Source organism: Histidinibacterium lentulum (genome assembly GCF_003789055.1).
Classification (GTDB): Bacteria; Pseudomonadota; Alphaproteobacteria; order Rhodobacterales; family Rhodobacteraceae; genus Oceanicola; species Oceanicola lentulus.
This window is the reverse complement of the sequence record NZ_ML119083.1, coordinates 249,987-273,309: the sequence shown is the minus strand read 5'-3', so window position 1 is coordinate 273,309 and position 23,323 is coordinate 249,987. Positions and strand designations below refer to the sequence as shown.

The window sequence follows — 23,323 nt, the reverse complement described above, 5'->3', positions numbered from 1 at the left end:
TTACTTGCGCTTGTCGTCATCCAGATCTTCGAAATCGGCATCGACGATGTCGTCCTCGCCCGGGCCGCGGTCGGCCTCGGACGGGCCGTCCTCTCCGGTCTCGGCCTGGCTCTTGTAGATCGCCTCGCCCAGCTTCATCGCGGCCTCGGTGACGTTCTGGATGCCCGACTTGATCTTGTCGGCATTCTCCGTCTCGAGGTCGTCCTTCAGCGCCGCGATCGCAAGCTCGATCGCCTCGATCGTTGTCGGGTCGACCTTGTCGGAATGCTCTTCCATCGACTTCTCGGTCGAGTGGATGAGGCTTTCTGCCTGGTTGCGCGCCTCGACGAGGGCGCGGCGCTTCTTGTCGGCGTCCGCGTTCTCTTCGGCGTCCTTCACCATGCGCTCGATGTCGTCGTCCGACAGGCCGCCCGAGGCCTGAATGGTGATCTTCTGCTCCTTGTTGGTGCCCTTGTCCTTGGCGGACACCGACACGATGCCGTTGGCGTCGATGTCGAAGGTCACCTCGATCTGCGGCATGCCGCGGGGCGCGGGCGGGATGTTCTCGAGATTGAACTGGCCGAGCATCTTGTTGTCGGCGGCCATCTCGCGCTCGCCCTGGAAGACCCGGATCGTCACCGCGTTCTGGTTGTCCTCGGCGGTGGAGAAGATCTGGCTCTTCTTCGTCGGGATCGTGGTGTTGCGGTCGATCAGCCGGGTGAAGACGCCGCCCAGTGTCTCGATCCCGAGGCTCAGCGGCGTGACGTCGAGCAGCACCACGTCCTTGACGTCGCCCTGCAGCACGCCGGCCTGGATCGCCGCGCCCATGGCCACGACCTCGTCCGGGTTGACGCCCTTGTGCGGCTCCTTGCCGAAGAACTTCGTCACCTCTTCCACGACCTTCGGCATCCGGGTCTGGCCGCCGACGAGCACCACCTCGTCGATGTCCGAGGCCGAGAGGCCCGCGTCCTTCAGCGCCGCCTGGCAGGGCTTGATCGAGTTCTTGATCAGGTCGCCCACGAGGCTTTCGAGCTTCGCGCGGGTCAGCTTCATGACCATGTGCAGCGGCGTGCCGGTGTTCTTGTCCATCGAGATGAACGGCTGGTTGATCTCGGTCTGGCTGGAGGAGCTGAGCTCGATCTTGGCCTTCTCGGCGGCTTCCTTCAGGCGCTGAAGCGCCATCTTGTCCTTCGTCAGGTCGACGCCGTGCTCCTTCTTGAACTCGTCGGCGAGGTAGTTGACGATCCGCATGTCGAAATCCTCGCCCCCGAGGAACGTGTCCCCGTTGGTGGACTTCACTTCGAAGAGGCCGTCGTCGATCTCGAGGATGGTGATGTCGAAGGTGCCGCCGCCGAGGTCGTAGACGGCAATGGTCTTCGATTCCTTCTTGTCGAGACCGTAGGCCAGCGCGGCGGCGGTCGGCTCGTTGATGATGCGCAGGACCTCGAGACCGGCGATCTTGCCCGCGTCCTTCGTGGCCTGGCGCTGCTGGTCGTTGAAATAGGCGGGCACGGTGATGACGGCCTGCGTCACCTCTTCGCCGAGATAGCTCTCGGCGGTTTCCTTCATCTTCTGCAGGATGAAGGCGCTGATCTGGCTCGGCGAGTATTTCTCGCCGCGCGCCTCGACCCAGGCGTCGCCGTTGCCGCCGTCGATGATGTTGTAGGGGACGATCTTCTGGTCCTTCGTCACCTCGGCATCCGTGGTGCGGCGGCCGATCAGGCGCTTGACGGCGAAGATCGTGTTTTCCGGGTTGGTCACTGCCTGCCGCTTGGCGGGCTGGCCGACGAGGCGCTCGTTTTCCGTGAAGGCGACGATGGAGGGCGTGGTGCGCGCCCCTTCCGCGTTCTCGATCACGCGGGCCTGGCTGCCGTCCATGATGGCGACGCAGGAGTTCGTGGTGCCGAGGTCGATCCCGATGACTTTGGCCATGTCTCTCAAATCCCTCTCTTCAGGCGGTTTGAACGGTCCGGGCCCAGAATGGCGCCCGTGGCCGGGATGGTTTGGGGCGGACCGCTGTCGGACCGCCGATCTCGCGGGTATATAGGCAGGGGTCCGAGGGGCTGCAACGGCCCGGACCGCACCCGATGTTGCAAAAGTGTCCCGTCCGGGACAGGGGGTGAGGATGACGCAAGGACCCACGCTGACCGTCCGCGACGTGGCGATCCACGAGGGGTTCCTGACGCCCGAAGCGCAACGGGCCATGGTTGCCGACCTGCGCGAGGTGGTGCGGCGGGCGCCGCTGTTCCGGCCCGTGACGCCCTCGGGCCGGCCGATGAGCGTGCGGATGACCGCGGCGGGACGCTATGGCTGGATCACCGACCGCCGCGGCTACCGGTACGAGCCGCGGCATCCCGAGGGCATGGCGTGGCCGCCGATCCCGGCCTCGGTCCTGGCAGTCTGGGAGGCGGTCGCCGACACGGTGCGGGCGCCGGAGTGCTGCCTCGTGAACTACTACGATGCCGATGCGAGGATGGGGATGCACCAGGACCGGGACGAGGGCAGTTTCGATCATCCCGTCTTGTCAATCTCGCTCGGGGACGAGGCGCTGTTCCGGATCGGCAACCTGACGCGCGGCGGCCGGACCGAGAGCGTCTGGCTGCGCTCGGGCGATGTCGCGGTGATGGGGGGGCCGGCACGCCTGGTCTATCACGGGATCGACCGGATCAGACCGGGAAGCTCCACGCTGCTCGAGGGTGGCGGGCGGATCAACCTGACGCTGCGCGTGGTCGATCCCTGAGCCCTCAGCGTCCGACCGAGCAGCACCCGAGCCACATCTCCGATGCACCTTCGACCTCCGAAATGACCGTGGCCGAGAGACCGTAGGCCTGGTCCGACATGCCGTCGTTGCAGGATTCGCCCCGGACGACGACGGAGAGATGTCCGTCCGGCCCGCTTGCGGTGACGCCGAGACGACCGGCCCATGGCGCGGCCATCGGCCCCGAGGTCGGGGCCGAGAAGACGGGCTCCCCGAAGTTCCGGAGATCGAGCGTGCCGTTCAGGCCGGTGATGTCCCAGAACGGTTCGGTGCCGAAACAGCTGGTGATGGCGGTGGGGGCCGAGTTCCACTCGCCGGGCTGACGCGCGAGGAATGCCAGAGACGCCCAGCCGGAGCGTTCTCCCACGTTCACGAGGCCCCAGTCCGCCCCGTCGGCGCGGGCCACGACCTCCACATCCACGGCGTCGTGTGCCAGTTCGCCGATGATCGGATGTGAGGCGCCCGGGCCTGCGCGGACGTTGAGAACATCGTCCGATGCCACGCCGGTCACGTTGTAGCGCGCGGGAAACTCCTGGGCCGCCACGGCGGCGGGGAGCAGGAACAGAAACAGGGCCATCATGCGGATCATTTGCCGGCACTCCAGGAAACGGACGCTTTCTTGCGGGTATAGCTCTCGCCGATCATGCCGATCATCAGCAGGACGAAGCTGGCGATGATCGGATAGGTCAGGCTGGAGAAATGCGGATTGTAGTTGATGAAGGCGAAGCCGCGGACCTGGTCGATGATGTGGAACAGCGGGTTCCAGTCGAACCAGTCCAGCATGAAACCGGGCAGCGTGTTGGCGAGGAACATCTTGCCCGAGGCGACCATGTTGGCCCGGGTCCAGATCGTCGACAGGATGCTTGTCAGTTCCGGGAACCATGGCTTCATCGCCAGAAAGACCATGCCCACCGCGACCCCGAAGAACCAGGCGAGGATCAGCATCAGGAGGCAGTAGACCGGCTGATGGATCTCGAGCGGCGTGATGATGGCATGGTAGAGGAACAGCACCACGATGGCGGAGAGCACCTGGATGTAGAGCGCCGCGAGTGCCGATGAGGTGACCGCGATGATCGTGTTCATCGGCCTGTGCTTCATCATCGCCGAGGTCGGCCCCTCCGACCCCAGGACGGCGCTCATCGACTTCGTGTGGCTGATGAACATGAAGATGCCGGTCATCACGAAGAGCAGGAAATCACCACGTATCGCCGACGTCCGAAGGCCGAGCACCACGAACATCAGGTAGAAGGTGAGCACGAGGATGATCGTCTGCAGGATGTTGAGCAGCAGTCCGATGAGGGCGTGCCGGTGGCTCTTGCGCAGGTCGCGGACGATCGAGTGATAGATCAGCTCGAAGGTGCGGAGCGCCCCTTGCGCTCCGGTCCTGGCCTGGGGTGCGTGAAACATGGCGCTCCCTTGCGCTTCTCCGCTGCGTGACCGTCGTGACCGGGGCGGAGCCGCCCAGCCTTGCCCAATCCGGATGCCGGCACCATAAGGAGCGCGGTCCCCACGTTCAACAATAGGCGCAGGCGCCCGGAAAGGTCTTTGCATGGAATACGCGGCGATTGTGAGGGAAATGCGGCGGCTCGCGCTCGAAGCCGGGGACCGGATCATGGAAATCTACGACGGTCCCGATTTCGAGGTGATGACCAAGAGCGACAACAGCCCCGTCACCGCCGCCGACGAGGCCGCCGATGCCCATATCGCCGCCGGATTGCGCGCGGCCTTTCCTGATATCGCGCTGGTGACCGAGGAGCAGGCCGAGAGCCATGACGTGACGGCCGCGACCTTCTTCATCGTCGACCCGCTGGACGGAACGAAGGAGTTCATCAACCGGCGCGGCGACTTCACCGTCAATATCGCGCTGGTGGAGGACGGCGTGCCGACCCGGGGCGTGGTCTTTGCCCCCGCGAAGGGGCGGCTCTTCTACACGCGCGCGGATGGCCGGTCCGTCGAGGAGACCGGTGCCTTCGTGAAGGATGCCCCCGGAGATGAGCGGGAGATCGGTGTGTCGAACCCTGACAATTCGGCCCTGATGGTGGTGGCGTCGAAATCCCACCGCGACGCCGCGACCGATGCCTATATCGCGCAATACTCGGTGCGCGACATGACCTCGGCGGGCTCGTCGCTGAAGTTCTGCCTCGTGGCGACGGGCGAGGCCGACCTCTATCCCCGCCTCGGGCGGACGATGGAATGGGACACCGCGGCGGGCGATGCCGTGCTGCGCGGCGCGGGCGGGCATGTCGTGCGCTTCGACGCGCCGGAAGAGCCGCTGGCTTATGGCAAGCCGGGCTTCGGCAACCCTTTCTTCATCGCCTACGCCCCTGGCGTGGAGTTGAAGGCGGGCTGATCCATGGCCACGCTCATCGTGATCCCCGCGCGCTATGCCTCCCAGCGCTATCCCGGCAAGCCGCTGGTCCCCCTGCGCGGCGCGACAGGTGCCGCGAAGACCCTGATCCGCCGGTCGTGGGACGCGGCCCAGGCGGTCGCGGGCGCGGACCGCGTGGTCGTTGCGACCGACGACGACCGGATCCGGGCCGAGGCCGAGGGCTTCGGCGCCGAGGTGGTGATGACCTCCGAGGCCGCGCGCAACGGGACGGAGCGGGTGGCCGAGGCGCTGGACGCGCTGGGCGGCGGCTATGACATCGTGGTGAACCTGCAGGGCGACGCGCCGCTGACGCCGCCCTGGTTCGTGGAGGCGTTGATCGCCGATCTCGCCGCCCATCCGGTGGCCGAGGTGGCGACGCCGGTGCTGCGCTGCGACGGGCGCGCGCTGAGGGGCTTTCGCGAGGATCGGGCGGCGGGGCGCGTGGGCGGCACGACGGCGGTGTTCGGCGCGGAGCGGGCCGCGCTCTATTTCTCCAAGGAAGTGATTCCCTATACCGGGCGAGATTATCCGGACGGCGACCCGACGCCGGTCTGGCACCATGTGGGCGTCTATGCCTACCGGCCCTCGGCGCTGGCGGCCTATCCGCTCTGGCCGCCGGGGCCGCTGGAACAGCTCGAGGGGCTGGAACAGCTGCGCTTTCTGGAGCGCGGCGTGCACCTGACCTGCGTCGAGGTGGACGCCCGCGGCCGCCCCTTCTGGGAGCTGAACAACCCCGAGGACGTGCCCCGGATCGAGGCGATGCTCGAGGCCGCGGGGATCGCGTGACGGGGCTTCCCGTCAGCGTGGTCGTGGTCAGCCGCGGCCGGCCGGACCAGCTGATGACCTGCCTCGCCTCGCTGGTGCGGCAGAGCCACGATGACTTCGAGATCGTCGTGGTGGCCGATCGCGACGCGCGGCTGAGGATCGACCGGAGCCCCGCGCTCTTCGACCGGGTCAAGGTGGTGGCCTTCGACGAACCAGGCGTTTCGGCGGCGCGCAACGCGGGCATCGCGCAGGCGGCGGGCGAGGTGGTCGCGTTCATCGACGACGACGCCGCGGCGGAGCCGCTGTGGCTCGAGCATCTGGCGGAGGTCTTCGAGGACGACCGGGTCTCGGCGGCGACCGGCTATGTCCGCGGGCGCAACGGGCTGAGCTACCAGCACCGGCTGTCCGACATCGGGCCGGACGCGGACCCGCGGCCGATTCCGCTGGAGGGGATGGAGCCGCGCATCGTCGCGACCTCCGAAGGGCGCGCGATCAAGACCGAGGGGACGAACATGGCCTTCCGCCGGTCCGCGCTCCAGGAGGTGAACGGGTTCGATCCGGCCTACCGCTTCTATCTCGACGAGACGGATCTCGACATGCGGCTGGCGGCGACCGGCGCGCTGACCGCCGCCGTGCCGCTGGCGCAGGTGCTGCACGGCGTGGCGCCGAGCGAGCGGCGCAGGGCCGACCGCGTTCCGCTGAGCCTGTTCGACGTGGGCGCCAGCCTTGCGCTGTTCCTGCGGCGCCACAGCCGGCGCGAGACGATTTCTCCCATCGGGCGGCGGGAACGGGCGGAGCGCAGGGCGGGCCTTCTGGCGCACATGGTGGCCGGGCGGATCGAGCCGCGGGACGTGGGCCGTCTCCTGCGGACCTTCGACGAAGGCTGGGCCGATGGGCTCGACGCGACGCTGGAGCCCGTTCCGCCGATCGAGGATGCGCGTAGCCCGTTCCTGCCCTACCGGCCCGACCGCAGGCGGCGCGGCCATGTCGTCGTCGCGGGCCGATCCTGGCAGGCGCGGCAGCGTCATGAAGAGGCCGCGCGTCTCGCGGAGCACGGTCATGACGTGACCCTTCTGCTGCTGTCGCCCACCGCCCGGCCGCACCGCGCCTGGTTCGATCCGATGGGATACTGGGTGCAATCCGGTGGCCTCTTCGGACGGGCGGACCGGGAGGAACAAGTCGTGAGACTGCGCGGTTTCAGATCGCGGGTGGCGCAGGAAGCGGCACGCGTGGCTCCGCTGCGGGGAACTCCTTCCGGCTAGGGAACCCCTGCTTCGGCGCAGATAGACAGGGCCGTCCGGTTCATGCCATGAGACGGACATACAAGGGGTGAATAGTGCCGGCGTCCGGTCCGCCCCGGACAGGACTCGGCAACTGGGCAAGCCCGGCTGATCATTTGGAGACGGTGACTATGGCGAAGCGCGTGACGAAGGCGATCTTTCCGGTTGCAGGATTGGGAACCCGGTTCCTGCCGGCGACGAAATCCGTCCCGAAGGAGATCATGACCCTCGTCGACCGTCCCCTGATCCAGTACGCGATCGACGAGGCCCGTGCGGCCGGCATCCGGGAATTCATCTTCGTTACCGCGCGCGGCAAGTCCGCCCTCGAGGATTACTTCGACCGCGCGCCGGAACTGGAGGCGCAGCTGCGGAAGAAAGGCAAGGCCGACCTTCTGGAAACGCTCAAGTCCACCAACATGGAATCGGGCGGAATCGCCTACATCAGACAGAACGAGGCGCGGGGTCTCGGACATGCGGTCTGGTGCGCGCGGCGCCTGCTCAAGGACAACGAGCCCTTCGCCGTGATCCTGCCCGACGACGTGATCGCGGCCGAGAAACCCTGCCTTCAGCAGATGGTCGAGGCCTACGAGCAGACCGGCGGAAGCATGGTCGCCGCGATGGAAGTGCCCCACGAGAAGACGAAATCCTATGGCATCCTCGACTGTGCCGAGGACATGGGCTCTCTCGTCTCGGTCAGGGGGATGGTCGAGAAGCCGGAGCCGGACAATGCGCCCTCCAACCTCGCCGTCATCGGCCGTTACATCCTCGCGCCGTCGGTGATGAAGAACCTCAGCCGCGTCAAGGAAGGCTCGGGTGGGGAGATCCAGCTGACCGACGCCATCGCCATGGAGATCGCCGAAGAGCGCGGTGTCTACGGCTTCCGCTTCCGCGGGCAGCGGTTCGACTGCGGCTCCAAGGCGGGTTTCCTGCAGGCGACGGTGGCCTATGGCCTCGCCCGAGACGACCTGCGCGACGAACTGCAGCAGTATCTCGACGAGCTCGCCATGACCCGGAACGCGGCCCAGTAGGCTGCGGGTGTCCCGATGACGACGATCCTCGTCACCGGCGGGGCGGGCTATATCGGCAGTCATGCCTGCAAGGTTCTCGCCTCGGCGGGGTATACACCCGTAACCTATGACAACCTCGGAACCGGTTGGCGCGACGCGGTCCGGTTCGGCCCGTTCGAGCACGGGGACCTTCTCGACCGCGCCCGTCTCGACGAGGTCTTCGCCACCTGGCGCCCGAGCGCGGTCATGCATTTCGCGGCGCTCAGCCTCGTGGGCGACAGCATGAAGGACCCGGCCACGTTCTGGCGCGCAAATGTCGGAGGGTCGCTGAACCTTCTGGAAGCGGCGGTGGCAGCCGGGTGCCGCAAAATCGTCTTCTCCTCCACCTGCGCGACCTACGGCGACCATGACGGGGTGATCCTCGACGAGAACACGCCGCAGCAGCCGATCAACGCCTATGGCGCCACGAAACGCGCCATCGAGGACATGATCGGGAACTTCGGACAGGCCCATGGCGTGCGGTCGGTGATCTTCCGCTATTTCAACGTGGCAGGCGCGGACCCCGAAGGCGAGATCGGAGAGTTTCACCAGCCCGAGACCCATCTCATTCCGCTGATGCTCGACGCCATCGACGGAAAGCGGTCGGCGCTGACGATCTTCGGCACCGATTACGACACGCCCGACGGGACCTGCATCCGGGACTATGTGCATGTCATGGACCTCGTCGAGGCCCATGTGCTCGGCCTGAAATGGCTCGAGGACGGCAAGGCCAGCCGCGTCTTCTGCCTCGGTACGGGGTCCGGCTTCTCCGTGCGCGAGGTGATCGCGGAATCGGGGCGCGTCACGAACCGGGAAGTACCGGTGATCGAGGGGGACAGACGCCCCGGCGACGCGGTGCAGCTCGTCTCCGGCAGCAGGCGCGCGACCGAGGAACTGGGCTGGCGGCCTGAACGGTCGACCATGGGCGCGATGGTGGCCGACGCCTGGCGCTGGCATCAGAACCATGGCGCCCATTTCCGCGAATGAGCCGCCCGCGCGGCTGATCGACCTGACCCGGCTTGTCTCGCGCGCGGGCCGCGTGCTGACCGGCGTCGACCGGGTGGAACGCGCCTATCTCGCCGAGCTTCTGAACCGGCAGACGCCGCTCTTCGCGCTGGTGCGGACGCCCGCGGATTATCTGATGCTGGACCGGGCGGGCGCGGCGGATGTGCTGCGGCGTATCGACGGTTGCGCGTTCGGGCTGCCGGGCCTTCTCTCCCGGCTCGGCAAGCGGCGTCCCGAGGCGCAGAGGGCGTTGGAGTCGCGTTGCCGGGAGCTGGCCATTGCCCGCGCACCCAGGCCGATGCTCGGGCGGATGTTGCGGCGGCGCCTGCCGACGGGGGCGGTCTATCTCAACCTCGGCATCTCCAACCTGACACCGCGGGTGGTCGCCGCCGTGCGCGGCGCGGGGGGGCGGGTCGCGGTCTTCGTCCATGACACGATCCCGCTCGATCATCCCGCCCTAGTGCGGCCCGAGGCGGTGCCGCGCGCGCGGCGCTATCTTGAGCTTTGCAGCAGGGCGGACCTGCTCCTGACCTCCGCCGAGGCGACCGCCGAACGCATCCGCGCCCATCTCGGCCCGTCCTGCCCGGGGATCGTGGCCGCGCCCCTGGGTGTCGATCTGCACCGGCCCGACCCGGAGGCCCTGCCGCCCGAGGCGCCGAGAGGGAAACCCTGGTTCGTCGCGGTCGGAACGCTGGAGCCGCGCAAGAACATCGGCTTTCTTCTCGACATCTGGGAGGAGCTGGGCCCGGGAGCGCCGTCGCTGTTTCTCGTGGGCCGTCGCGGCTGGGAAAGCCCGGAATTCTTCGCGAGGCTCGACGCGGGCGTGACCGGCGTGACGGAATTGTCCGACCTTGACGATGCCGCCCGGACCGCGCTGGTCGCGGGGGCGCGGGCCCTGCTGTTTCCGTCTCTGGCCGAGGGTTTCGGCCTGCCACCCGTCGAGGCCCTCGCCCTTGGAACGCCCGTCATTTGTGGCCCATCCGCCATCTGTCGCGAAGTGCTCGGAGATGCCGGGATTTACCTGCCCATCGGGAAAGCCTATCTTTGGCGCAACAAGATCAGGGAACTGACCGAGCATCCTGTCGCACCTCCGCGTTTCGTGCCTCCGCGCTGGGCCGATCATTTCAGGATCGCCTTAAGCGTTTCGTGATAGCCGAAGGCCGCAGACCGTCGCGCGAGGCCGGTTGGAACGGAAGGGAGCAGTTTGGGCGTCTGGCAGTCATACAGGCTGAGACTGGAGCGCAAGCGCTGGCGGATCAGGGCGTTCCGCAAGCGGCGCAATCTGGTCCGGGTCGCCAATCGCACCGACCGGATCCGCGAGGATGACATTCTCGTCTTTTCCACGTTCCGGAACGAGGCGATGCGCCTCCCCTATTTCCTGAAGTATTACAGGGATATGGGCGTCGGCCACTTCCTGATGGTCGACAACGACAGCGACGACGGCGGCGCCGCGTTCCTGGCCGATCAGCCCGACGTCTCTCTCTGGAGCACGACCGCCTCCTACAAGCGGGCGCGATTCGGGGTCGACTGGCTGAACTGGCTGCAACTGAAATACGGCCACAATCACTGGACGCTCGTGGTCGATCCCGACGAGCTGTTCGTCTACCCGTTCTGCGATACGCGGCCTCTGCGCGCGCTGACGGACTGGCTCGAGGCGTCGTCGATCAAGTCGTTCTCGGCGATGCTTCTGGACATGTATCCCAAGGGCGGGATCAACGATGTCGCCTACCGGCCCGGGCAGGATCCTCTGGAAATCGCGAACTGGTTCGACGCGGGGAACTATTCGATCTACCGCAATCCGAAATACGGCAATCTCTGGATCCAGGGCGGGCCGCGGATGCGGGTCTTCTTTGCCGATGAGCCGTGGCGCGCGCCTGCGCTGAACAAGATCCCGCTGGTCAAGTGGAACCGCGATTACGCCTATCATTCCTCGACCCACACGCTGCTGCCGCGGGGACTCAATCTCGTCTACGACGAATGGGGCGGGGAAAAGGCCTCGGGCGTCCTGCTCCATACGAAATTCCTGTCCACCTTCGCGGCCAAGGCGCAGGAGGAACTGGACCGCAAGCAGCATTATGCCGCCGGCCGCGAGTATCGCGCCTATGCAGAGGGGGTGACGCAGAACCCCGATCTGTGGTGCAAGTGGTCGGAGAAATACATCAACTGGCGCCAGCTGGAGATCCTGGGCCTCATGTCCAAGGGCAACTGGGCATGAGCGGTCCGGTCGGCATCGTCATCCTGATCCACACCGCGTTCGATCGGGCGGAACAGGTGATCCGGCACTGGGTCGCCGGCGGCTGTCCGGTGGTGGTCCATGTCGACGCAAAGGTGCGGCCGCAGACCTACGACCGGTTCGTCCACGGACTGTCCGATCTCACGGGCTCTGTGCTCTTCTGCAAGCGGCATCGCTGCGAATGGGGCACCTGGGGCATCGTCGCGGCCAGCCAGGCCGGCGCCGAGATGATGCTCGAGAGGTTTCCGGGCGTTCAGCACGTCTACCTCGCCTCGGGGTCCTGCCTGCCCCTGCGCCCTGTGCGCGAGCTTGTGGACTATCTTGCGGAGCGTCCGGGCGTCGATTTCATCGAGAGCGCGACGACGGCCGATGTGCCCTGGGTCGCGGGCGGCCTTGCCGAGGAGCGCTTCGTCCTGCGCTTTCCGTTCTCGTGGAAACGCCAGAGGTTCCTGTTCGACCGCTGGGTCGAGATCCAGCGCCGGTTCGGGCTGCACAGGGAGATCCCCGAGGGGCTGACACCCCACATGGGCAGCCAGTGGTGGTGTCTCACCCGCGAGACCATGACACGCATCCTCAAGGACCCGGCGCGCGCCCGGTACGACGCCTATTTCCGTCTGGTCTGGATCCCGGACGAAAGCTATTTCCAGACCCTCGCGCGCCTCTATGCCCGCAACATCGAGAGTCGGTCCCTGACGCTGTCGAAGTTCGATTTCCAGGGCAAGCCGCACATCTTCTACGACGATCACCTTCAGCCTCTGCGGCGGTCGGACTGTTTCGTCGCGCGCAAGATCTGGCCCCATGCGGACCGGCTCTACGAGGCCTTTCTCGACCCCTCCGAGCAGGCGATGAAGGGAGCGGAGCCGAACCCCGGCAAGATCGACCGCATCTTCGCCAAGGCTGTGGAACGGCGGACGCGCGGACGTCCCGGTCTCTACATGCAGTCGCGGCTGCCGAACGAGGGGTGGGAGAACGGGTTCACCTCCGCACCCTATTCTGTCTTCGAAGGGTTCTCCGACCTCTTCGAGGATTTCGAACCCTGGCTGGCGCGGACCACGGGCGCGCGGGTGCACGGCCATCTCTTCGCGACCCACGGTGTAGAATTCGAGGGGCGGCAGGACAGTTTCGCCGGGGCACTGTCGGCCTCCGCCGCGATCCGGGACTACAACAGCCGCCGGTTTCTCACCTCCCTCATCTGGATGACCCGGGGAGAGCGGCAGTGCTTTCAGTTCGGGCCGTTCGACCAGCAGATCATAACCTGGGACCTCGCCAAGGATCCGAATGCGCAGATCAGCGTCATTTCCGGCGCCTGGGCGGTTCCACTGTTCCTCAGCGGCGGCGATTTCGCCGAGCTCAGGACCGAGGCGGCGCGACTCCAGAAGATCGAGTCCGAGCATCTGAAGGCGCTCCGATCGCCCTACGCCAAGGCGCGCATCCGCATCTGGACCATGGCGGAGTTCATCGAGTCCCCCCTCGAGGCGCTGCAGACCGTGATCGAGGAGTTCCCGGGCAGCACCCCGCGCCGGGTCACCGAGACGCCGAGGATGGTCGATCTCACCGGCTTCGGGCAGTTCCTGCAGAACCTCAAGAACGAGGGGATGCATCCCTATCTCATGGGCGATTTCCATGCCGGTGGCGCGCCCCGGCGGGACGAACCGCCCCGTCGCAAGCGCTATCTCGTCCGGTAACCCATGGCATTATTTGACTATTTCGTCGTCTTCGCGGAAATGCGGACCGGCTCCAACTTTCTCGAGTCCAATCTGAATGCGCTGGACGGCGTCACCTGCCACGGCGAGGCGTTCAATCCGCATTTCATCGGCTATCCGAACCGGGCCGAGCTTTTGGGCTTCACCCAGGTGACCCGGGAGGCCGATCCCGCCGGCCTGATCGACGCGGTGAAGGCCGCGCCCGGGCTGAACGGCTTTCGCTTCTTCAACGACCATGATCCGCGCGCGCTGGAGATCACCCTGCCGGACCCGCGCTGCGCCAAGATCATCCTGACCCGAAATCCCGCGGACAGCTATGTCAGCTGGAAAATCGCCCAGTCGACCGGTCAGTGGAAGCTGACCAACGTCAAGCACGCACGCTCCGATACCGTGACCTTCGACGCCGGCGAGTTCGAGGCCCATCTGGAGGCGCTCCAGGCGTTTCAGGTGCGCCTGTTGAAGGGGCTGCAAACCACCGGACAGACCGCGTTCTACGTCGCCTACGAGGACCTTCAGGACGTCGAGGTCATGAACGGCCTCGCCGCCTGGCTGGGGGTCGAGGATCGGCTCGACGCGCTGGACAGCAAGCTGAAGCGCCAGAACCCCGAGCCGATGGAGGACAAGGTCACGAATTTCGCCGAGATGGAGGCGAGCCTTGCCCGTCTCGACCGGTTCAACCTGACCCGGACCCCGAATTTCGAGCCCCGGCGCGGAGCCGCGGTTCCGGCCTATGTCACGGCGCCGGTGGCGCCGCTGCTGTTCATGCCGGTCTTCGGCGGGCCGACGCAGCCCGTGCGGGCCTGGCTCGCCGCGCTCGACGGGGCGCAGCCAGACGCCCTGCCCGGAGATTTCACCCAGAAGACCCTGCGCCAGTGGATGCGCGACCATCCGGGTCATCGCGCATTCACGGTGGTCCGCCATCCCCTCGCCCGGGCCCATGCGGCCTTCTGCGAGAAGCTGATGACCGGCGGTCCCGGCAGCTACAAGGAGATCCGCAAGACGCTTCGGCAGGTCTTCAAGGTCGCGTTGCCGGGCCAGAGCCTTGATGAAAGCTATGATGCCGCCGCCCACAGGGCGGCGTTCACGGGCTTCCTGCGGTTCCTGAAGGCCAATCTCGGGGGCCAGACCTCGGTGCGCGTCGATCCCTGGTGGGCGCAGCAGGTGGAGGTGGTGAAGGGCATGACCGGCTTCACGCTGCCCGACATGATCCTGCGCGAGGAGACGCTGGCGCCGGGCTGCGCGCAACTGGCTGCGCAGATCGGCCGCGACGCGGCGCCTCCGCCGCCGTCGGAGACAGATCCCCATGCGGCGCGGCTGGCTGAGATCCACGACGAGGAGATCGAGGCCATGGCCGCCGACATCTACCAGCGCGACTATCTGGCGTTCGGCTTCGGCCCCTGGCGCTGATCCCGGCCGCTCAGGCGGCCTGAGAGGTGGTGCCCTCGGTCAGGATGGTGTGCAGGGTCGCGGGATCGGAATTGGCACGCAGCTTGGCGCAGATGGCGGGGTCGCGCAGGGTCCGGGATACCAGCGCAAGCGCCTTGAGGTGCTGCACGCCCGCCGATTCGGGGGCCAGCAGGGCGAAGACGAGGTCCACCGGCTGCCGGTCCACGGACTCGAACTCCAGCGGCCGCTCGAGCTTGAGAAACAGCCCGCGCACCGCGTCGATCCCGTCGAGACGCGCGTGGGGGAGGGCCACGCCGCCCCCCACGCCGGTCGGTCCGAGGCCCTCGCGTTCCTGCAGGGCCTCGATCACCCGGCTGGAGGGAAGGCCGAACGCCTGCTCGGCCATGTCGCCGAGATCGCGGAACAGGCGCTTCTTGCTCGAACAGGACGACAGGAGCTTGATCCCGTCCGGGCGCAATATCTCTGCCAGCTGCATCAAGTGTCCAATCCTGTGTGCCGGCTTCGCCGGTCAACTGCTCGTGTTGCGGGGGTCGATCCAGCCGATGTTCCCGTCGTCCCGGCGATAGACCACATTGATGCCGCTATGTCCCTCGTTTCGGAAGACAAGAAGGGGTGCGTGGGCAAGTTCCATCTGCATCACGGCCTCGCCGACGGACAAAGACGGTATCGGCGTCTCCATTTCGGCTATGATCATCGGGTCGATCTCGCCCTCGGGCAGGTCGTCCTCCTCTTCCCTCGGCGCGAGGATATACGAGGCGGCTCCCAGGGTTTCAACAGGCTGGGCGCGTTCCTTGTGATGGTCCTTCAGCCGACGCTTGTAGCGGCGCAACTGCTTGTCCATCTTCTCCGTCGCGCTGTCGAATGCGGCATAGATCTCCGTCGCGCTGCCCTTTGCCTGGGCGGTCAGCCCGGTGGACAGGTGGACGACGGCTTCGCAGACGTATTCGTGGCCGGACTTCGAAAAGACCACCATGGCGTCGGTCGGGCGGCCGGCATACTTGCCCAGCGTCGTTCCGAGTTCGGTTTCCACATGGGTCTGTAGCGCCGCGCCGATATCAATCTGCTTGCCGCTGATCTGGTAACGCATGGAGTCTCCTTCGCGATATCAAGGCCGGCCGGCCCGGTCCCGCCGGGCGCCGGTTCGCAGCGGGACGGTCGTCCCGGACGACGCGGAAAGATGTGCGATGCGTGACGATCTTCTCCTCCCTGGCGCCATCATGATGTCATCTGGCCTCACGCCGCACTCGGCTGTCAACGGGCCAATCGCGGGGGTGTTCAGGTGACGCGGAAGCTGTCGCCGAGATAGACGCGGCGGACGTTCTCGTCCGCCACGACATCGGCGGCGCTGCCGGACATCAGCACGCGGCCGTCGTGCAGGATATAGGCGCGGTCCACGATCTCCAGCGTCTCGCGGACGTTGTGATCGGTGATCAGCACGCCGATCCCGCGCTCTGACAGATGAGACACGAGGGTGCGGATGTCGCCGACCGAGATCGGATCGACCCCGGCGAAGGGTTCGTCCAGCAGGACATAGCGCGGCCCGGCGGCGAGGCAGCGCGCGATCTCGCAGCGCCGCCGTTCGCCGCCCGACAGGGCCAGCGCGGGCGTGCGGCGCAGGTGTTCGATTGAGAATTCCGACAGGAGCTCCTCGAGCCGTTCGCGGCGCGAGGTGCGGTCCCGCTCGGCGATCTCGAGGATGGCGAGAATGTTCTCCTCCACCGTCAGCCCGCGGAAGATCGACATCTCCTGCGGCAGGTAGCCGATCCCCAGCTTCGCGCGGCGGTACATCGGCAGCGCGGTCACGTCGCGCCCGTCCACCAGAACCTGACCGGCGTCGGGCTGGATAAGCCCGGCGATGCAGTAGAAGCAGGTCGTCTTGCCCGATCCGTTCGGCCCCAGCAGCGCCACCACCTCGCCACGCCCGAGGTCGAGGCTCACGTCCCGCAGCACGGGCCGCTTGCGGTAGCCCTTGCGCAGGTGGCGGATCTTCAGTCCGCCGCTGCCCTCGGTCGCGGTCAGGGTCGGGCGCGTCCCGCTCATTGACCGTCCTGGCGGAAGATCGTTGTCACCCGGCCCTCCATACGCGCGGTCCCGTCATCGAGGTTCACGACCATGCGCTCCGCCGAGAGCGCGCTCTGGCCCTGCGTCAGAAGCACCTCGCCGATCAGCGTCAGCGTGCCCGCCACCAGATCGTATTCCGCCCGCTGCGCCTCCGCCTGCTCGTCGGCCGTGGCCAGGGTCACACCGCCCGAGGCGTCGAGCCGGGCGATGTCGCCCGTGGCGTCGTCGTAGCGCACCTCCACACGGGTCGCGGCGATCCGCAGGTCCCCTTGGCCGATCCGCACCTCACCTTCGAAGACCGCGCTGCCGTCGTCGCGGTTGACGGTCAGGCTGTCGGCGGTGATCTCCACCGGGGCGTCAGGGTCGGCGGTCACGCCGCCGAGGTCGATGCTGGTCTGGGCCGGGAGAGCTGCGGGCAGGGCCAGCAGAAGGGTCAGGACGAATGGTCGGAGAGAGGTCATCGGGGTGTGCCTTCGTCGGGTTGCGGCTGGTATACCAGCCGGACGCCGTCTTGGAAAACCAGTCGCGCGCCGCCGCCCTCTGGTGTCTCGGCGACCAGCTGTCCGGCGCTGAGGCTGCCATAGGGCGCTTCCGCCGTGACCGGCCCCTGCGCCATCAGCCGCCCGGCCTCGAGATCGGCATGGAGCGTGGCGGCCTCCATCCGGTATCCGCCCGTGGTCTCGATGGTGACGGGACCGGAGAACCGGGCTGTCCCGGCCTCCGTCTCCAGCAGCCCGTCGCCGGCGGCAAAGGTGAGCCGCCGCCCGCCGGGTGAATCGACGGTGCCCCGCACGACCTGCAGGACAAGACCGTCCCGGGCGTCGCCGGCCGGCCGGGCGCTGTCCGCACTGATCGCCACCACCGAACCGTCATCCGCCACGCCGGAGAACGAGGGCGCCGACACCTGTTCGTCCCGCGCCAGCGCGTCGAGATCGGCGAAGGGAATCTCGGCGTCTTCCACCCCGCGGGGCTGCGACACGAGAAAGAGCGTCGAGAGAAGCGCGATGGCGCCCAGCGGCAGCAATGTCTTGGCCCAGACGACGAGGGTGGAGTGGCGGTCCACCTCCCCGCCTCAGACGATGCCGGCCCGCAGGCAGTCGTGGATATGCAGAAGCCCCGTGACCCGGTCCGAGCCGGCGGGGTCCACCACGAACAGGCAGGTGATCTGCTTCTCGTTCATCACCGCCACCGCCTCCTCGGCCAGCGCGTCGGGGCCGATGGTCCGCGGTGCTCTCGTCATCACGTCGCCCGCCGTGCGCTCCAGCAGCCCGTCCATGTGCCGGCGCAGGTCGCCGTCCGTGACCACGCCCGCCAGCCGGTGATCGTCGTCGAGTACGCCCAGCACGCCGAAGCCCTTCTGGCTGATGGTCAGGAGCGCGTCGCTCATGGGCGTGCGGAGCGCGGCCAGCGGCAGGGCCTCGCCCGCGTGCATCAGGTCACGCACCTTCGACAGCCGGGCGCCCAGCTTGCCGCCGGGATGGAAGGTGCGGAACATCTCCGGCGTGAAGCGCCGGTGTTCCATCAGCGCGACGGCGAGGGCATCGCCCAGTGCCAGCGTCATGGTCGTCGAGGAGGTGGGCACGACGCCCGTCCCGCAGGCCTCTTCCGCCGGGGGCAGCACCAGCCGCACATCCGACTGGCGCATCAGCGCGCTATCGGCGCGACTGGCGACGCCGATCATCGGGATGCGGAACCGGCGGGTATAGGCGATCAGGTCGGCGAGTTCCGGTGTCTCGCCGGAATTCGACAGCACCAGCACCACGTCGCCGCGGGTCATCATGCCCAGATCGCCGTGGCTTGCCTCCGCCGGATGGACGAAATGCGCCGGCGTGCCGGTGGAGGCCAGGGTCGCCGCGATCTTCCGCGCGACATGGCCCGACTTGCCCATGCCCGAGACGATGACCCGGCCGGTGGCGGAGAGGATCAGGTCGACCGCCTCGCCGAAGGCGCCGTCGATCGAACCGGCGAGCGCATCAAGTGCGCGCGCCTCGATCCCGATGACCCGCCGCGCGGTCGCAAGAACGGTGTTCCGATCCGCGCTCAATGGGAGAAGATGTCCAGTTCGGGCCAGCCGGCGAGGTCCAGCTGCGCCCGGGTGGGCAGGAAATCGAAGCAGGACTGGGCGATGAGCGTCCGGCCCTCGCGTGCCAGCATCTCGTCCAGCCGCGCCTTCAGCGCATGAAGGTGCAGCACGTCCGATGCCGCGTAGTCGAGCTGCGCCTCGGTCAGGGCCTCCGCGCCCCAGTCGCTCTGCTGCTGGTGCTTGGAGATATCGACCCCGAGCAGATCCTGCAGCAGCACGCGCAGCCCGTGGCGGTCGGTGAAGGTGCGCACCAGCTTCGAGGCGATCTTGGTGCAGTAGACCGGCCCGGTCATCGCCCCGAAGGCATGGAGCAGCACCGCGATGTCGAACCGGCCGAAGTGAAAGAGCTTCAGCACTTCGGGGTTCTCCAGCATCGCCGTGAGGTTCGGCGCCTCGGTCTGGCCCCTGGCGACCTGCACCAGATGCGCATGGCCGTCCCCCGAGGACATCTGCACGACGCAGAGACGGTCGCGGTGCGGATTGAGGCCCATCGTCTCGCAGTCGATGGCCACCACCGGCCCGAGGTCGAGCCCGTCGGGCAGGTCGTTCTGGTAGAGATGGTTGGCCATGGAGCGTCCTGAACCGGAGGAGCGGGGTCGCCGGGCCTTACTCCAGCGTCGCTGGCGGCGCAACCGAACCCGCCCGGCACCGCGCAGGTGCGCCCGCGAACATGTGCCCCCGCAAGGCCCCACGCTCTTGACGCTTGTTCCGCCGGAGGCGCCCTGTACGATCCCGGCACCGTCTGGGGTGGGGGTAGCGAGGGACGATGCGCGAGAAGACCATACTGACGATCTGCGGCAGTCTGCGGAAGGCATCCATCAACCGCGCGCTGATGGAGACGCTGCCAGAGCTCGCACCCGAGGGAATGCGCTTCGCCGAGGGACCCTCTTTCGCGGAGTTCCCACACTACAACGGCGATCTTGCCACCGAGAGCGGCATTCCCGCGGGTGTCACGGCGCTGGGCGATGCGGTGCGTGCTGCGGACGGGGTCATCTTCGTCTCGCCGGAATACAACTACTCGATCCCCGGCGCGCTCAAGAACGCCATCGACTGGCTGTCGCGTCTGCCCGACCCGCCATTCAGGATGAAACCGGTGGCGATCCAGTCCGCCGCGCCGGGCATGATCGGCGGTGCGCGGATGCAGTATCACCTGCGGCAGACGCTCGTGTTCCTCGACGCCATCGTCTTCACCCGGCCCGAAGTCTTCGTTTCGCAGGCCATGCAGAAGGTCGAGGGCGGGCGGCTGACGGACCAGCCCTCGCGCGATGCGGTCGCGGCCCAGCTTGCGGCCTTCGCGGAGTTCATCGACCAGGTGTCCTGAGGCGCGCCGGACCAGCTGCGTTCCTCGGCGGACCGACCGGGCGCCACAGGGTGCCCCAAGGTCCGCGACCGCACTGATTGTGCAAACGATTGCCAATTCTGGGTGCAAGGAATGCTGGGCCACGCGGGGTTTTCGCAATCGTTTTCTGATTTCGCTTGCCAAGCGCGGCGAATCGCGGGCAGCATGGACGAGGGTGTCGCAGAGGGTGCGGCGGGGAGACCGCGACCTCTGCCAACTGGAGGGACCAAGCACATGAAGCTCAATCGCAGACAAGCCGTCGCCGGAATGATCAGCCTGACCGCGCCCGCCCTCTTGGGCGCGCGGCCGGCCTTTGCGCAGGAGACCATCAACCTGACGATGTCGTCGAGCCACCCGACGACCATCGCCTGGGTCGGTCCGCTCAAGACGGTCGTCGTCGACCGCTCCAACCAGCTCCTCGAGGAACGCGGCTCGAACTACCGGATCAACTGGACCGAAGCCTTCGGCGGGTCGCTCTACGGATTCCAGGACACGCTCGAAGCCGTGACCCAGAACCTGACGGACATGGGCTGGATCGGGTCCCTCTGGGAGCCGTCGACCCTGCCGCTGCAGAACATCCAGTTCCCGACGCCCTTCACCACCCAGACCGTCGAGCAGGCGTTCAACTCGATGAACCGGCTCAACGACGAGGAAGAGGCCTTCAAGGCCGAATGGGCGGCGCAGAACATCAGCTACTTCGGCTGCTGCGGCTCGGACAGCTACCACCTGTTCACCAAGCGCCCGATCGAAAGCCTTGCCGATCTCGAGGGCCTCAAGCTGGTCGGCGTCCCGACGATCGCCCCCTGGATCGAGCCGGTGGGCGCCACGCTGGTGACGTCGGGCCTGCCGCAGATGTACGGCCAGATCCAGACCGGCGTCGGCGACGGCACGATGATCATCGGCACCGGGGCCTATCCGCTGAAACTGCACGAGGTCGCCCCCTACATCACCAAGGTCGACACCGGCCCGATCAGCTTCGGCGGGTTCGGCATCAACTCGGACGTCTACAACGCCCTGCCCGAGGACGTGCAGCAGGTGCTGGCCGAACTGGGCCGTGAGTACAGCCACGAGAATGCGCGGCTCATCAAGGAGCGCGAGGCGGTGTTCTTCGAGAACTTCGCGAACGAGGGCGCCACGATCAGCGACATGCCGCAGGAGCAGCGCATGGAATGGGCCGACCGCCTCGGCGATCTCGCCAAGGTCTGGGTCGAAGAGCAGGAGGCCCGCGGCGTGCCTGCCCGCGCCATGCTGAAGCGCTACATGGAAGTGGTGCAGGAAGAGGGCGCCGAGCCGCTGCGCGACTGGGCGGCCGACGTCTGATCCTGTCGTGACAACAGACACAGAAAACATGGGTCCGGCCGAAAGCCCGGCCGGACCCCGGGGACCTCTTGACGCGGCTCTCGGGTGGGTCTCGGGCGTCTTCTCTGCCGCGGCCTCCACCATGATCGTGTTCTTCATGATGCTGATCACCGCGGACGTGGTGATGCGCGGCGTCTTCCAGATCCCGATCAACGGCGTGTCGGACTTCGTGGCCTACGCCATCGTCGCCTGCGTCTTCGGGCAGCTCGGCAGCACGATCCGCAGCGGACGACTGATCCGCGCCGATTTCCTCATGGGGAGCTGGGAGAGGAACCGGCCGCAGCTGGCGCTGGGCACGAGCGTCCTGTTCTTCGCCGTGGCCGCCGGCCTGATGATGCTGGCGACGGAGAAGCTCTGGGTCGATTTCATGAAGTCGGTCCGGGAGGCGGAATTCGCCGGCGCAGTGGGCGCCTTCCGGATCCCGCTCTGGCCGTTCAAGCTCGCCGTCGTCCTCGGCGCGGCGGTGGCGACGCTGGAGACGTTGCGGCTGACGCTCGTGGGCGCACGCGACTTTGCCGCGAGCATCCGCGCCCATGGTCCGGACCGGGTGTCGATGACCGGGCTCGCCGTGGTGGGCGGCGGCGCGCTGCTGTTTCTCGGGCTGCTGTTCGGCGGCGACCTGAGCCCGGTGCAGGTCGGGCTCATGGCCTTTCTCGGGCTCTTCGTTCTCGTCGCCTGCGGGATGCCCGTGGCCTTCGTCCTTCTGGCCATGTCCTTCGTCGGCGTCTGGCTGACCCGCGACAACCTCACCGTCGCGATGAACTCGCTGGGCCTCGCGGCCTCTGGTGCGATCCGGTCGGTGGAATTCGGCGTGGTGCCGCTCTTCGTCATGATGGGGCTGGTGCTCGACCGCGCCGACGTGGGCCGCGACGCCTTCCAGGTGGCTGTGGTGGCGCTGCGCAAGCTCAGGGGCGGGCTGGGCGTGGCCACCGTGGCCGCCAACGCGATCTTTGCCGCGATCACGGGCTCTTCCATCGCCTCGGCCGCCGTCTTCAGCCGTGTCGCCGTGCCCGCCATGGACGAGGCGGGGTACACCCGCCGCTTCTCCACCGGGGTGATCGCGGGGAGTTCCGTCCTGGGGATGCTCATTCCGCCGAGCCTGCTGCTGATCGTCTACGGGCTGATCGCCGAGGTGTCGGTCGGCGCGCTCTTCATCGCGGCCATCGTGCCGGGGATCATCCTCGCCGTCGCGTTCTCGCTCCTGAACATCGGGCTGGCGACATGGTTTCCGAGCTTCGTGGGCAACCCGAAGCCCACCGCCGAGACGGAGCAGATGAGCGGCGGCGAGATGGCGTGGCGACTGGTGCCCGTGATCTTCATCATCGCGCTGGTCATGGGCGGCATCTACGGCGGCCTGTTCAGCCCGACCGAGGCCGGCGCGATCGGCGCCCTGGGTGCCTTCGTCGTCGCCGGGGCGCGGCGCAAGCTCGACTGGACGGCGATCAAGTCCATCGCCCTCGAGACGGGCTACATCACCGCCTCGATCCTGTTCCTGATCATCGCTGCCAACCTCTATGCCCGGATGCTGGCGCTCTCCACGATCCCGATGCAGGCGACGAACCTCCTGGCTGCCTACGACCTGCAGCTGATCGGCTTCATGCTGGCCTATATCGTGCTGGTGATCCTTCTCGGCATGATCCTCGATTCCGTGTCGATCATGCTGGTGATCCTGCCCATCGCGATCCCTCTGGTGACGGCGCTGGGCGGGGATCTGATCTGGTTCGGAATCGTGTCGATCATCGCCATCGAGATCGGGTTGCTGACGCCACCGTTCGGGCTGTCGGTCTTCGTGGTGAAGGGGTCCCTTCCCAAGGGGTTCGTCACCCTCGGGGACATCTTCACCGGGGCCCTGCCCTTTGTCCTGGTGATGCTGCTGCTGACCCTGCTGCTGATCTTCGTGCCCGCGATCACGCTCTTTCTCGTCTACTAGGAACGCA

General features: G+C 67.2%; 23 protein-coding genes. 13 read left to right on the top strand and 10 right to left on the bottom strand.

The window, feature by feature from the left end; translation table 11 throughout:
* Complete coding sequence (dnaK, locus tag EAT49_RS07180) at positions 1-1,911, bottom strand: molecular chaperone DnaK (RefSeq protein ID WP_123641615.1); 1,911 nt, start codon at positions 1,909-1,911, stop codon at positions 1-3.
* 193 nt (positions 1,912-2,104) lie between these two features.
* On the opposite strand from dnaK, the gene EAT49_RS07175 reads away from it, so the two are divergent.
* On the top strand, positions 2,105-2,719 hold the full coding sequence (locus EAT49_RS07175) for an alpha-ketoglutarate-dependent dioxygenase AlkB family protein (RefSeq protein WP_123641614.1): 615 nt from the start codon (positions 2,105-2,107) through the stop codon (positions 2,717-2,719).
* Between the two features lie 4 nt (positions 2,720-2,723).
* On the opposite strand, the gene EAT49_RS07170 is transcribed toward EAT49_RS07175, so the two are convergent.
* Complete coding sequence (locus tag EAT49_RS07170; protein ID WP_123641613.1) at positions 2,724-3,326, bottom strand: SH3 domain-containing protein; 603 nt, start codon at positions 3,324-3,326, stop codon at positions 2,724-2,726.
* A complete protein-coding gene (locus EAT49_RS07165) occupies positions 3,323-4,144 on the bottom strand; it encodes an ABC transporter permease (RefSeq protein ID WP_123641612.1) in 822 nt (273 codons plus the stop codon). The genes EAT49_RS07170 and EAT49_RS07165 overlap by 4 nt, the downstream gene beginning before the upstream one ends.
* 142 nt (positions 4,145-4,286) lie before the next feature.
* On the opposite strand from EAT49_RS07165, the gene cysQ reads away from it, so the two are divergent.
* The 9 genes from cysQ (at position 4,287) to EAT49_RS07120 (ending at position 14,544) form a co-directional block, all read left to right on the top strand.
* Positions 4,287-5,087 carry a 3'(2'),5'-bisphosphate nucleotidase CysQ gene (cysQ, locus tag EAT49_RS07160; RefSeq protein WP_123641611.1) on the top strand — a complete coding sequence of 267 codons (801 nt, stop codon included), beginning with the start codon at positions 4,287-4,289 and terminating at the stop codon, positions 5,085-5,087.
* A gap of 3 nt (positions 5,088-5,090) precedes the next feature.
* Positions 5,091-5,891, top strand: coding sequence for a 3-deoxy-manno-octulosonate cytidylyltransferase (locus EAT49_RS07155; RefSeq protein WP_123641610.1), 801 nt, complete (start codon positions 5,091-5,093; stop codon positions 5,889-5,891).
* Complete coding sequence (locus tag EAT49_RS07150; protein ID WP_246003785.1) at positions 5,888-7,132, top strand: glycosyltransferase family 2 protein; 1,245 nt, start codon at positions 5,888-5,890, stop codon at positions 7,130-7,132. The genes EAT49_RS07155 and EAT49_RS07150 overlap by 4 nt, the downstream gene beginning before the upstream one ends.
* Positions 7,133-7,281: 149 nt before the next feature.
* Positions 7,282-8,178 carry a UTP--glucose-1-phosphate uridylyltransferase GalU gene (gene galU, locus EAT49_RS07145; RefSeq protein ID WP_123641609.1) on the top strand — a complete coding sequence of 299 codons (897 nt, stop codon included), beginning with the start codon at positions 7,282-7,284 and terminating at the stop codon, positions 8,176-8,178.
* Between the two features lie 15 nt (positions 8,179-8,193).
* On the top strand, positions 8,194-9,183 hold the full coding sequence (galE, locus tag EAT49_RS07140) for a UDP-glucose 4-epimerase GalE (protein ID WP_123641608.1): 990 nt from the start codon (positions 8,194-8,196) through the stop codon (positions 9,181-9,183).
* A complete protein-coding gene (locus EAT49_RS07135) occupies positions 9,161-10,351 on the top strand; it encodes a glycosyltransferase family 4 protein (protein ID WP_123641607.1) in 1,191 nt (396 codons plus the stop codon). The genes galE and EAT49_RS07135 overlap by 23 nt, the downstream gene beginning before the upstream one ends.
* 54 nt (positions 10,352-10,405) lie before the next feature.
* Complete coding sequence (locus EAT49_RS07130; protein WP_123641606.1) at positions 10,406-11,416, top strand: glycosyltransferase family 2 protein; 1,011 nt, start codon at positions 10,406-10,408, stop codon at positions 11,414-11,416.
* Entirely contained in the window at positions 11,413-13,119 is a 1,707-nt protein-coding gene (locus tag EAT49_RS07125; RefSeq protein ID WP_123641605.1) for a DUF5927 domain-containing protein, read from the top strand. The genes EAT49_RS07130 and EAT49_RS07125 overlap by 4 nt, the downstream gene beginning before the upstream one ends.
* Positions 13,120-13,122: 3 nt before the next feature.
* Positions 13,123-14,544, top strand: coding sequence for a sulfotransferase family 2 domain-containing protein (locus EAT49_RS07120; RefSeq protein ID WP_123641604.1), 1,422 nt, complete (start codon positions 13,123-13,125; stop codon positions 14,542-14,544).
* Positions 14,545-14,554: 10 nt separating this feature from the next.
* Here EAT49_RS07120 and EAT49_RS07115 read toward each other — a convergent pair whose 3' ends face one another.
* From EAT49_RS07115 to EAT49_RS07085, 7 genes are all read right to left on the bottom strand, one after another.
* Positions 14,555-15,019, bottom strand: coding sequence for a PTS sugar transporter subunit IIA (locus EAT49_RS07115; RefSeq protein ID WP_123641827.1), 465 nt, complete (start codon positions 15,017-15,019; stop codon positions 14,555-14,557).
* A 33-nt stretch (positions 15,020-15,052) separates the two neighbouring features.
* Positions 15,053-15,631 (bottom strand): ribosome hibernation-promoting factor, HPF/YfiA family, encoded by a 579-nt coding sequence (gene hpf, locus EAT49_RS07110; RefSeq protein ID WP_123641603.1) that lies wholly within the window; start codon positions 15,629-15,631, stop codon positions 15,053-15,055.
* 188 nt (positions 15,632-15,819) lie between these two features.
* A complete protein-coding gene (lptB, locus tag EAT49_RS07105) occupies positions 15,820-16,584 on the bottom strand; it encodes an LPS export ABC transporter ATP-binding protein (RefSeq protein WP_123641602.1) in 765 nt (254 codons plus the stop codon).
* Positions 16,581-17,066, bottom strand: a complete 486-nt coding sequence (lptA, locus tag EAT49_RS07100; protein WP_123641601.1) for a lipopolysaccharide transport periplasmic protein LptA — start codon at positions 17,064-17,066, stop codon at positions 16,581-16,583. Before lptA ends, lptB begins: the two co-directional genes overlap by 4 nt.
* Positions 17,063-17,668, bottom strand: coding sequence for a hypothetical protein (locus EAT49_RS07095; RefSeq protein WP_123641600.1), 606 nt, complete (start codon positions 17,666-17,668; stop codon positions 17,063-17,065). The genes lptA and EAT49_RS07095 overlap by 4 nt, the downstream gene beginning before the upstream one ends.
* 9 nt (positions 17,669-17,677) lie before the next feature.
* On the bottom strand, positions 17,678-18,649 hold the full coding sequence (locus tag EAT49_RS07090) for a KpsF/GutQ family sugar-phosphate isomerase (protein WP_123641599.1): 972 nt from the start codon (positions 18,647-18,649) through the stop codon (positions 17,678-17,680).
* On the bottom strand, positions 18,646-19,257 hold the full coding sequence (locus tag EAT49_RS07085) for a ribonuclease D (RefSeq protein ID WP_123641598.1): 612 nt from the start codon (positions 19,255-19,257) through the stop codon (positions 18,646-18,648). Before EAT49_RS07085 ends, EAT49_RS07090 begins: the two co-directional genes overlap by 4 nt.
* Positions 19,258-19,454: 197 nt before the next feature.
* On the opposite strand from EAT49_RS07085, the gene EAT49_RS07080 reads away from it, so the two are divergent.
* The 3 genes from EAT49_RS07080 (at position 19,455) to EAT49_RS07070 (ending at position 23,316) form a co-directional block, all read left to right on the top strand.
* Positions 19,455-20,009: an NADPH-dependent FMN reductase gene (locus EAT49_RS07080; protein ID WP_123641597.1), complete on the top strand. Its 555-nt coding sequence runs from the start codon at positions 19,455-19,457 to the stop codon at positions 20,007-20,009.
* Positions 20,010-20,261: 252 nt separating this feature from the next.
* Positions 20,262-21,347 carry a C4-dicarboxylate TRAP transporter substrate-binding protein gene (locus EAT49_RS07075; RefSeq protein ID WP_123641596.1) on the top strand — a complete coding sequence of 362 codons (1,086 nt, stop codon included), beginning with the start codon at positions 20,262-20,264 and terminating at the stop codon, positions 21,345-21,347.
* Positions 21,348-21,468: 121 nt separating this feature from the next.
* Complete coding sequence (locus tag EAT49_RS07070) at positions 21,469-23,316, top strand: TRAP transporter large permease subunit (RefSeq protein ID WP_342773821.1); 1,848 nt, start codon at positions 21,469-21,471, stop codon at positions 23,314-23,316.
* The last annotated feature ends 7 nt before the right edge of the window (positions 23,317-23,323 follow it).